9 protein-coding genes are annotated in these 11,118 nt (G+C 34.9%); 3 read left to right on the top strand and 6 right to left on the bottom strand.

Going from position 1 to position 11,118, the window contains the following annotated elements; genetic code table 11:
* Positions 1–206: 206 nt before the first annotated feature.
* The 5 genes from AC4FRF_RS15425 to thrA all read right to left on the bottom strand — a co-directional run bounded on the left by AC4FRF_RS15425 (position 207) and on the right by thrA (position 6,045).
* Positions 207–518, bottom strand: a complete 312-nt coding sequence (locus AC4FRF_RS15425; RefSeq protein WP_491160806.1) for a hypothetical protein — start codon at positions 516–518, stop codon at positions 207–209.
* A 38-nt stretch (positions 519–556) separates the two neighbouring features.
* Positions 557–814, bottom strand: a complete 258-nt coding sequence (locus AC4FRF_RS15430; protein WP_491160808.1) for a DUF7660 family protein — start codon at positions 812–814, stop codon at positions 557–559.
* 374 nt (positions 815–1,188) lie between these two features.
* A complete protein-coding gene (thrC, locus tag AC4FRF_RS15435; protein ID WP_491160810.1) occupies positions 1,189–2,478 on the bottom strand; it encodes a threonine synthase in 1,290 nt (429 codons plus the stop codon).
* Positions 2,479–2,594: 116 nt separating this feature from the next.
* On the bottom strand, positions 2,595–3,515 hold the full coding sequence (locus AC4FRF_RS15440; protein ID WP_491160812.1) for a homoserine kinase: 921 nt from the start codon (positions 3,513–3,515) through the stop codon (positions 2,595–2,597).
* A gap of 82 nt (positions 3,516–3,597) precedes the next feature.
* Entirely contained in the window at positions 3,598–6,045 is a 2,448-nt protein-coding gene (thrA, locus tag AC4FRF_RS15445; protein WP_491160814.1) for a bifunctional aspartate kinase/homoserine dehydrogenase I, read from the bottom strand.
* A gap of 672 nt (positions 6,046–6,717) precedes the next feature.
* Between thrA and AC4FRF_RS15450 the strand changes: the two genes are divergently transcribed.
* From AC4FRF_RS15450 to AC4FRF_RS15460, 3 genes are all read left to right on the top strand, one after another.
* Complete coding sequence (locus tag AC4FRF_RS15450) at positions 6,718–7,362, top strand: DUF47 domain-containing protein (protein ID WP_491160816.1); 645 nt, start codon at positions 6,718–6,720, stop codon at positions 7,360–7,362.
* A 29-nt stretch (positions 7,363–7,391) separates the two neighbouring features.
* A complete protein-coding gene (locus tag AC4FRF_RS15455) occupies positions 7,392–8,726 on the top strand; it encodes an inorganic phosphate transporter (protein WP_491160818.1) in 1,335 nt (444 codons plus the stop codon).
* A 104-nt stretch (positions 8,727–8,830) separates the two neighbouring features.
* A complete protein-coding gene (locus tag AC4FRF_RS15460) occupies positions 8,831–9,679 on the top strand; it encodes an EamA family transporter (RefSeq protein ID WP_491160820.1) in 849 nt (282 codons plus the stop codon).
* Here the strand turns inward: AC4FRF_RS15460 and rimK are convergent.
* Positions 9,676–11,049, bottom strand: coding sequence for a 30S ribosomal protein S6--L-glutamate ligase (rimK, locus tag AC4FRF_RS15465; protein ID WP_491160822.1), 1,374 nt, complete (start codon positions 11,047–11,049; stop codon positions 9,676–9,678). The two genes, AC4FRF_RS15460 and rimK, sit on opposite strands and share 4 nt — an antisense overlap.
* Positions 11,050–11,118: the final 69 nt, after the last annotated feature.

The raw sequence follows: 11,118 nt of genomic DNA on the forward strand, positions 1-11,118 counted from the left end.
CTTTATTTGGGTTGTAGATTATGAAAATTGGGAGGTTTTAAAGAAAAAAAGAGGTTTTTTCACAGCCTGACGTTTTGGCGCTTGGCGAAGAAGCGGATTTCGATGCACTGAACTGTCTGCCAGCACTGAACTTGTTACGAAGCACCAAGCTTCATTTAAGCACTGAACCCGCTTTTTTGCCAAACGCCTGTTAGCACCAGTTTTTTTCATTGTTTGTCAATTAAATTATATTCTTCAAGTGCGTCTGTCCAAATATTGTCTTTATTCAACCGAATTAGTTCTAAAACAATCTTTGTGATTTTTTCTTGGTCTAAGTTCTCCTTACTAATTTGTTCAACAAAGTCCTTCGATAATTGGTCGTCTATGCATTTTGCTTTAAAATCAAGATTACAACAACCATATCCGTCAAATGAAATTCTACATAAGTCAATACGTTTTTCTGTCGTGTAATTGAAGTCGAGAAACACGCAACCGTCAAGGCAACCTAAATAGAAGTCAGCTTTTCGACTATCTGGCATTGTTGTCTTGAAAAATTCAAAGTCTTGTTTCATTTCGGTTATTCGTAAATTTTGGCTCCTGAAATAATGTCTGCGAATGTTGCCCAGTCTGGTTTGTCAGCGCTTTTATTTTGCTTTGTGTTGTCGTAATAACCTTGTATGTCGTTTGCATAAGCACTCAATGCTTCTAGAAAGTCTGGAAGATTTTTGTTTTCCCAACTTTCAGGATTATCTATAAAGTCCTTGTGCAGTAAGTCAAGAAACTTAATGAAAGATTGTCTGTCGTTTACTCTAATATTGTCAAGTGTCTCGTACATAAAATTGGTGCTAACTAGTATATATGTCTTATAAAATCAGACCTATCACTCTATTATTGGGTGGATAGGTCTGACAACTTTCATATTTTATTTTTTATCAAATATATAGATATTTCATTACAAATCATCAAAAGGACTTTTGATTTGCTGTAAACTTTTTGTACTTAATCTGTTTTAATACCAATGTCAATTCTAAATTTTCTGCTATGCAGGGACTGAGTGAGGGATCAAGGCGGCATCCTCGAAGTGTAACGGAGAGATATAGCCGAAAGCCCGACCCAGTCTCGTCTTTTTTTGACGAGACTGGGGCACGCCCAAATAAAAAACGGCTAAAGATTACTCCTTAGCCGTTTCTATATTTGGATTTTGAAAGCTTAATTTAAAAACGCTTTCAATTCGTCGTAAGTTTTAATTTTTGTGCTTACTTTTTCTTTGTTTAATACGCTTTCAATTTGCGCAGGAATCGGTAAAGTCACTCCTAAAGCAGGTTCTACCACATCTAAAAACTTGATAGGGTGTGCCGTTTCTAAGAAAACTCCAATAGCATTAGGATAGTTTCGCAATTCTTTTTTCAGTCCTAAATAACCTACTGCTCCGTGTGGTTCGGCAATGTAACCATCGGTGTTGTAAATGGTTTTCATAGCTGCCAGCGTTTCTTCGTCAGTATAAGTATAAGAAGAAAAATCTTTTTTGAACTGCTCTAAATCGTTGCCATACATTTCCTGAATACGGATAAAGTTACTTGGGTTTCCTACGTCCATTGCATTAGAAATGGTTGCAATAGAAGCTTTTGGATCATAAATCCCGTTTACTAAAAATCTTGGCACCGTATCATTTACATTGGTAGCCGCAACAAAATGCTCAATGTTTAATCCCATTTTCTTGGCGATGATACCCGCACAAATATTTCCGAAATTCCCACTTGGGCAAGAAAATACTAATGGTTTGTTTTGTCCTTTCAAGGCTTTGTAAGCAAACAGAAAGTAGAACATCTGTGGTAACCAACGTGCAATATTAATCGAGTTAGCCGAAGTCAGGTTTTTATGTTTCAAGCTTTCGTCCAAAAACGCTTTTTTTACCATGTCTTGGCAATCGTCAAAAACGCCGTCAACTTCCAGTGCTTTGATGTTTTGTCCCAGCGTAGTTAATTGTCTTTCCTGAATGTCGCTTACTTTTCCGGAAGGGTATAAAATAACCACTTCAACTCCTTGAACTCCAAGAAAACCACTTGCAACAGCACCTCCTGTATCTCCAGAAGTCGCTACCAAAACGGTATTGGTATTGTCTTTTTTGTCTTTGTTGAAATAACCCAGACAACGCGACATAAAACGCGCTCCAACGTCCTTAAACGCCATCGTTGGGCCGTGGAATAATTCCAAAGAATAGATTCCGTTTTCTACAGGAACAACCGGGAAATCAAAGCATAATGTTTCGGCAATGATTTGTTTTAGGGTTTCCGTTGGGATTTCGTCACCCACAAATTGTTGAATCGCTTCAAAAGCAATTTCTTCGTGGCTTAAATTTTCAATATTATCAAAAAAAGATTGCGGAAGCGGCGTGATGCTCTCCGGAAAATACAATCCTTTATCGGCTGCTAATCCTTGTATTACGGCTTCTTGAAAAGAAACTTTAGGTGCGTTATGGTTTAAACTGTAATATTTCATTTTTTTAGTTCTTAGTTTTTTAGTCCTTAGTCTTTAAAAGATTTATAGTCCTTAGTCCTTAGTCCTTAGTTTTATTAATATTTCTAAGGACTAAGTACTCGGGACTAAACTACTTTTTAAAGAACTCTCATTCCTGTATCATTCACTTTACACACATGAATTTCATAAGGTAAATTCATGGTGTCGTAGACTTTGCTCATGCCTTTGGCGATTTTTTCGGCGGTGGCTGCCCCTCTGCTTAAAGCAAAAATAGAAGGACCGGAACCGGATATTCCTGAACCTAAAGCACCGTTTTCTAAAGCGGATTGTTTGATTAAATCAAAACCGGGAATCAATACGCTTCGCAATGGCTCTACAATTTCGTCATGCAAGGAACGCCCGATTAATTCGTAATCCTGCGTGTACAATCCCGCTACTAATCCACCAACATTTCCCCATTGCGTAATAGCGCTTTTTAGAGAAACGGTTTGTTTTAGTACCGAACGGGCATCAGAAGTTTTTAATTCAATTTGTGGATGAATTACCGTAGCATACAATTCGTCTGGACTGTCAATTTTGATAATATCCAAAGGATTGGAGCTTCTTACCAAAGTAAAACCTCCCAAAAGGGCAGGGGCAACATTATCAGCATGGGCATTTCCCGAAGCTAGTTTTTCCCCTTGCATGGCAAATTTCACCAATTCTTTTCGGGTAAATGGATTGCCTAATAATTCGTTGGCAGCAAAAACGGCTCCAGCCGAACTAGCCGCTGAACTTCCAATTCCGCTTCCTGCTTTGATGTATTTGTATATTTCAATTTCGAAACCAAAATCGGGATCAACTTCTTCCAGCATCGCTAATAAAGCTACTCCGGCAACGTTTTTTTCTGCTTCCAAAGGTAAATTAGCTCCCTCGATTTTAGTGATACGAACGCCTTTTTCAGTCGTTTTTCGAACAATCATTTCGTCACCTACATTATCCAAACACAATCCTAGAACGTCAAATCCACAGGAAAGGTTGGCAATAGTTGCAGGGCAAAATACTTTTACTTCATTCATAAATTTATGTTGTGGGTTGTCAGTTGTTGGTTGTCGGTTGATTTTTTAGCTATCAACCCTCAACTAATAACTTTCAACTAAATTATACATTTCCAATTCTAATTACATCGGCAAAAATTCCCGAAGCAGTAACCGCAGCTCCAGCACCAGCCCCTTTAATTAATAAAGGTTGGTCCACATAACGGTCTGTAAAGAATAAAACGATATTGTCTTTTCCTTCTAAGTTGTAGAACGGATGGTCTTTCGGGATGAATTGCAGGCCTACGCTAGCTTTTCCATTTTCAAATTGAGCCACAAATTTCAATCTACTGTCTTTTGCAATGGCTTCCGCCAAAATACCTTCAAAATGACTGTTATATTCAATCAATGATTTGAAAAATTCTTCGTTATTAGCTGTCGCCATACATTTCGCTGGAAGGAAAGCTTGGTTTTCAATATCTTCAATTTCCATTTTGTAACCGCTTTCGCGAATTAAAATCAGGATTTTTCTGGCTACGTCAATTCCACTTAAGTCAATTTTTGGATCTGGTTCTGTGAAACCTTGAACTCCAGCTTCTTTAACCACATCATGAAACGAATTGTCTTTGTCGAAATTGTTAAAGATAAAGTTTAAACTTCCGGATAAAACCGCTTGAATCTTATGTACTTTATCTCCTGATGCAATTAAGTTTTTAACCGTATCAATAATTGGTAATCCTGCACCAACATTAGTTTCAAACAAGAATGGCGCATTGTATTGACGAGATAATTTTTTCAGTTTTTTGTAATTGTCGTAAGCCGAAGCACAGGCAATTTTGTTACAAGTAACCACACCTACACTTTGTTTTAAGAAGTGTTCGTAAGTAGCCGCTACATCAGCATTAGCAGTAATATCTACAAAAATAGAGTTGCGTAAATTTAAGGCCGCTACTTTTTCAATAAATAATTCTTTGTTTGCTGTTTCACCATTTGCAACAACTTCTTGCCAAGCATCCAAATCTATTCCGTCATCATCAAAATGCATTTTTCTAGAATTAGACATAGCAATGACGCGAACGTTGATTTTTAGATTTTCTTTTAAGAATTTCTTTTGCTGGTGGATTTGCTCGATAAATTTTTCCCCTACATTACCCACACCCATTACAAACAGGTTCAATTGTTTGGTATTTTCTTCAAAGAAATTTTCGTGCAAGGTATTCAAGGCTTTCTTAACGTCTCTTTCATTAATTACAGCTGAGATGTTTCGCTCCGAAGCACCTTGAGCAATTGCTCTGATGTTTACGTTATTTTTACCCAGAGTACTAAACATTCTTCCGCTTAATCCTTGGTGGTTTTTCATATTTTCTCCAACCAATGCAATGATGCACAAGTTTTTCTCTACAATACATGGATCGATTTTGTTTTGGGCAATTTCGATTTCAAAAGCTTTGTTGATGGCATTTTCGGCCAAATCAGCGTCGCTATTCAAGATTCCGATACAGATAGAATGTTCTGAAGAGGCTTGAGTAATAAAAATTACATTAATGCTTTCTTGTGATAATACTTCGAACAATCTTTTAGATGAACCTGAAACTCCAATCATTCCTGGTCCTTCAAGAGTTACCAAAGTAATGTTTTCAATATGGCTAATTCCTCTTACTGGATTTCCATTTGAAGTAGAAACATCAGAAATAAAAGTTCCTTCTGCATTTGGTTCAAAAGTATTTTTGATATGAATTGGAATGTTTTTTGTTAAAACCGGCTGAATAGTTGGCGGATATAAAACTTTGGCACCAAAATGCGACAATTCCATTGCCTCTTGGTATGAAATAGTAGCAATAGGCTGAGCTTGTTTTACAATTTTTGGGTTTGCAGTAAACATTCCGTTTACGTCAGTCCAGATTTCCAGTTCGCTGGCGTTTAATGCTCCTGCTAAAATAGCAGCAGTATAATCGGATCCACCGCGACCTAAAGTAGTGTTGATCTCGTCTACAGAAGAAGCAATAAAACCAGGCATTACAACAACTTGAGATTCATTAGCATTAAAAAATGCAGTAGTCAATGCATTTGTTACGTCAAAGTTTACAGCTGCTTTTCCGTAATTGTTGTTGGTTTTAATCAACTCGCGGCTGTCTTTGTAGCTGCTATTTTTTAGGTTTTGTTTTAAAGCTTCGGCAATAATATAAGATGAAAGTAATTCGCCAAAACTTAAAATAGTATCTGATGTTCTTGCTGATAATTCGCCCAAAAGGAAACAACCGTCCAAGATAGTTTCTAAATGATTGATGATTCTTTTAATGTGGCTTAATAAACTGCTTTGTTCGCTTACAGGAATTAATTCTTTTAAAGCGTCTAAGTGTTTTTTCTCGATTTCAGCAACGATATCTTTGTAGGTTTCGTCATTTGAAGCTGCTTTTGAAGCTGCTAATTGCAATAAATCGGTTACTTTGCTAAGAGCAGAAACAACTACAATTAGTTTATCATTTTTAGCTTTGTTGAGAACAATATCTAGAACTAGTTTTATATTTTTTGCATTGGCAACCGAAGTTCCGCCAAATTTTAATACTTTCATTTTGTTTGTTTTATTTTAAAAATGCAATACTTTATATACACCCAACACCTTTCTTCTAATAAAAAAGTATGTATCAATCAGGATTATATGTAATAGTGAATACCCCTAAGGGGTAGTAGTAGTTGTAACAGAAATTGAAACCCAAATTTGAGTTGCTATCGGAGATTGATATTTAATTCTGTTGTCTTTCATAAGAGTTCCCAAAAATACAGTTTTTTATAAAAAGCAAAAACCTTTATTTGGTTTTTGTGAATAATTGTAAAAAAAAAGCAAATATATGTTTTTACTGCTTTTAATTATAGTGATTCTGCTTTAAATTTTTTGAAATAATCTGTTTTTTGTGAAAATAATAAGACTTAATTTTAAGAAATTTTGATTTGTTTGTCTTAGAGGAACCAGTAAAAAGTTTTTTTGGATTTAATGGACAGTGTTTTTTTTGTTCCAATGAGTGTTTTTTATTTTTCAGAATTCGGCAATCAAGTTTGTCGTTTTTTTAGATTTATAGTTTTAATGTGGTATATAAAAAGTAAAGTACTCTTATTTTGGTTGATTTCTATTAAAAAAATAATATAGAGCTAAAAAAAAAGTCTGTTAATAGCTTATTAATTTTTAAAATGACTTTAACATGAAATAAAAAAAAGTATTTTTGCTTTCTAAAAAATAAAGTAAAAAATGTCATTAAACAGTATTTTCCAATTTTTAGTACCGAAGGATAAAAAATTCTTCCCACTTTTTGAAGAAGCATCTAGTAACTTAATTGAGTTGGCTTCTAACTTGCACGAAGCTGTAAACCTTCCATTGAAAGAGAGAGAAGTGCTTTTTCAAAAAATCGACGAATTAGAACAAAGAGGTGAGGATATTACGCGTCAGACTAATTTAGAATTGAGTAAAAACTTTATTACTCCTTTTGACCGAGAAGATATTCACTCTTTAATTACTTCTATTGATAACGTAGCCGATCGTTTACACGGTGCTTCAAGTATCATGCGTTTGTATCAAGTGGATAAGATTACTAAATCAATTAGAAAATTGACAGAGATTAATCTTGAAGCTTGTCAAAATATAGAAACTGCGGTAAAAGAATTGAGAGATTTTAAAAATGCTCATAAAATTAAAGCGGCTTGTGCTAAGATTTCTAAGTTGGAAAACAAATCAGACAATGTGTATAACAAAGCTGTTTTTGAAATTTTTGAAAATGAAACAGACGCTAAGAACATTATTAAATACAAAGAAGTATTATCAATTCTGGAATCAGCTACTGACAAATGTAAAAGCGTAGCGAGTGTTTTAGAATCTATTTCGGTTAAACATTCTTAAATTTAATTTATTCTTTGAAGTAATAACCTATGACTTTACTTATAACAATTATAGTTTTAGCACTTATTTTTGATTACATAAACGGTTTTCATGATGCTGCTAATGCTATTGCAACGGTAGTTGCTACAAAAGTGCTAACTCCATTTCAAGCAGTGCTTTGGGCTGCTTTTTTTAATTTCTTAGCCTATTGGGTTTTTGGTTTTGGAGTGGCTGATACAGTGGCAAAAACAGCGCACACGATCGATATTAACTTAGTCGTGATTTTAGCGGGTGTTATTGCTGCAATTTGTTGGAACTTATTGACTTGGTGGTTAGGGATACCGTCGAGTTCTTCTCATACTTTGATTGGAGGATTTGCTGGTGCAGCTGTTGCACATGCTGTTTATATGCACGGTTTTTCAGATTATACAGTAGTAGAAGATGGTGTATCTATTACCAGGCATTGGTATAATATTGTAAACTGGTATGATCCGGGAAAACCAGGAGGATTACCATCTGGAGTAGTTATTATTATTGCATTTATTGTATTAGCGCCATTAGTAGGAGCAATTGCGTCATATTTAATTTCTATTTGGTTGCTAAATGCAGCTAGAAAAAGTATTTATCCAAAGATTTTTACGGTAGCCTTGATGCTTGCTACTATTTGGTTTGTAAACACAATGGTAACTACTGATATTGAAAAGCCAAGATTTGAATCTCATTTTTGGAGCATAGCTTTGGAACCACATAATATCAAATGGTTTTTAGTTGGTTTCATTGTATTGTCAGTAAGTACGTTTTGTTTATTTTTTAGTAGTTTGAGTCATCATCAATCAGAGAAAATGCTAAAAAAGATGCAATTGTTGTCTTCAGCAGCATTTAGTTTAGGACATGGTGGTAACGATTCTCAAAAAGTAATGGGAATTATAGCGGCAGCTGTTATTGTTTATATTAATAAAGAAGGTGTGCCATTAGAGTCCATGCCAAGTTGGTTAAAAGTAGCTTTGCCTGATGGAGAAACTCCTGGAATTATGCCAGAATGGATTCCGCTTGCATGTTATTCTGCTATTGCAGCAGGAACTTTGAGTGGTGGTTGGAAAATTGTAAAAACAATGGGGTCAAAAATTACTAAAGTAACTTCTTTTGAAGGAGTTGCAGCTGAAACAGCGGGTGCTTTAACCTTGTATTTTACAGAGCATTTGCATATTCCTGTAAGTACAACACATACCATTACAGGTTCTATCATTGGTGTTGGATTAACAAAACGTGTGTCTGCAGTTAGATGGGGAGTAACGGTAAGCTTGATTTGGGCATGGATTTTAACTATTCCTATTTCGGCACTTTTAGCAGCGATATGTTATTATCTATTGAAAATTTTCTTATAAAATAGTTTATCTATAAAAAGCCATCCGACGCGTCGGATGGCTTTTGTTTTTTTGAGTGCTTTTCTAAAACGAAAGCAGTCTTTTTTTGTTTAATTAAAGGAGGTATGTTATTCTTATTATTAAGTATTTTTTGCAGTGTTTCCGTGGGTGTGATTTTTAAAATTGCACGTAAGTGGTCTACTAATGCCAAGCAAGTTGTATTGTTTAATTATTTTTTTGCATTATTACTTTGTTATGTGGTTTTTGTGCCTGATGTTTATTCAGTCACAACTGATGCTCCTTTTTTACTTTATAGCAGTTTAGGTGTTTTGTTGCCAGTTGTTTTTTTATTTTTGATTGCTACCATTAAAAATATAGGCATTGTAAAGACTGATGCTGCTCAAAGATTGTCTTTGTTTGTTTCTATTTTGGCAGCTTGGTTACTTTTTAAAGAAGTGTTTTCTGTAACTAAAATTATAGGGATTCTAATTGGTTTTTTAGCTTTGTTTTGTGTCTTGAATAAAACTGCTGATGTTGTAAAATCAGATTTGAAATATCCTGTTTTGGTTTTTTTTGGATTTGGAACAATTGATATTTTGTTTAAAAAAGTTGCTGCTTTTACCGCTGTTTCTTATACTACTTCTTTGTTTGTTGTTTTTGGTATTGCCTTTGTTTTTATGTTGGTGATAGTGCTGTATGAAATTCTGGTAAAGAAAGTTCTTTTTAATAGTAAAAACCTAGTTTGTGGTTTTTTAGTAGGTGGATTTAATTTTGGGAATATTTTATTTTATTTGAAAGCACATCAAGCTTTTTCAACTAATCCATCAACTGTTTTTGCAGGGATGAATATGGGGGTTATCCTTTTAGGAAGTATAGTAGGGATTTTTGTTTTTAAAGAAAAATTGTCAAAACTAAATTATGCAGGGCTGCTATTAGCGCTGCTTTCCATAGTTTTTATTGTAGTTTCGGCTTAAAATTTATTGTTTGATTTAAAATTCTTCTCTATTGCTTTAATCATTTCGCCTGCAATATCTTTATTAGTTGCTGTTTCAATTCCTTCTAGACCAGGTGAAGAGTTTACCTCAAGCAATAAGGGGCCTTTAGAAGAACGAATAATATCTACACCAGCTACTTTAAGGTCCATGGCTTTTGCGGCCTTAACAGCTATCTTTTTTTCTTCTGGAGTAGCTTTTATGACAGATGCTGTTCCGCCAAGGTGAATGTTAGCTCTAAATTCGCCAGGCATTGCTTCACGTTGAATGGTAGCAACTACTTTTCCATCTACGACAAACAAACGCAAATCTTTTCCGTCGGCTTCTTTGATGAATTCTTGTACTAATATATTGGCATTTAGGCTTTTGAAAGCGTTGATAACACTTTCGGCAGCTTTTTTAGTTTCGGCAAGTACAACTCCTTTTCCTTGAGTTCCTTCTAATAATTTGATGATTAGTGGAGAACCACCAACCATTTTTATTAAGTCATCTGTATCTAAAGGAGAATTAGCAAATCCTGTGGTAGGAATTCCTATTCCGCTATGCAATAATAATTGTAATGAAAAAAGTTTGTCTCTGGATTGTGTGATTGCTGTTGAAGAGTTCAAGCAAAAAACATTTAAGGCTTCAAATTGTCTGGTTAAAGCGCAGCCGTAAAAGGTAATGCTGGGACGAATTCTAGGTATTATGGCGTCAAATTCATTCAGGATTTTTCCGCCACGATAATGGATTTCTGGTTTTTTAGCGTCCAGTTTCATGTAGCATTCTTTGATGTTTAAGAAATGCATTTCGTGTCCACGCATTTCTCCTGCTTCCATGATTCTTTTATTGCTGTATAATTCGGGATTGCTGGCAAGCAGACCTATACGTAAACCGCTTGGTGCTTTTTCAGAATCTTTATATATCTCTTTTAAAGTGTCAACTGATGGTTGTCCTAATAGAAATTGTTGTTCTGGGTCTACAAGGATTCTTCCGCTCATAGCCTCTCGGCCTAAAAGCATACGAAACCCCATGGTGTCTCTATTGGTTAGAGTCATTTCAATGGGCCAGGTTGTTTCGCCGATTTTCAGATTAGTTTGAATAACATAGCGTTGTTCTCTAAAACCGCTGGAACTTTTTACAATTCTTTTATCGATTAAAGGTGCTTCGCAATGTATGATAGTCTTAGAATTATTTTGAATAGGATTAATATCAAATTTAACCCAGTTGCTTTCATTTTTTATAAATGGAGCAATATTGATAGCGTGTAGGGCAGAAGTTTTTGCACCTGAATCAACTCTGGCTTTTATGGTTGGAATTCCTAATTCGGGGAAAGAACACCATTCTTCGCTACCTACGACAACTTTATTCATTTTGATTTTTAGTGTATTAAATTACTTTTGTAAAAACGCCAAATGTAGTTATTTGTTATGGAATTAAAA

The organism is Flavobacterium sp. ST-158 (assembly GCF_058309975.1).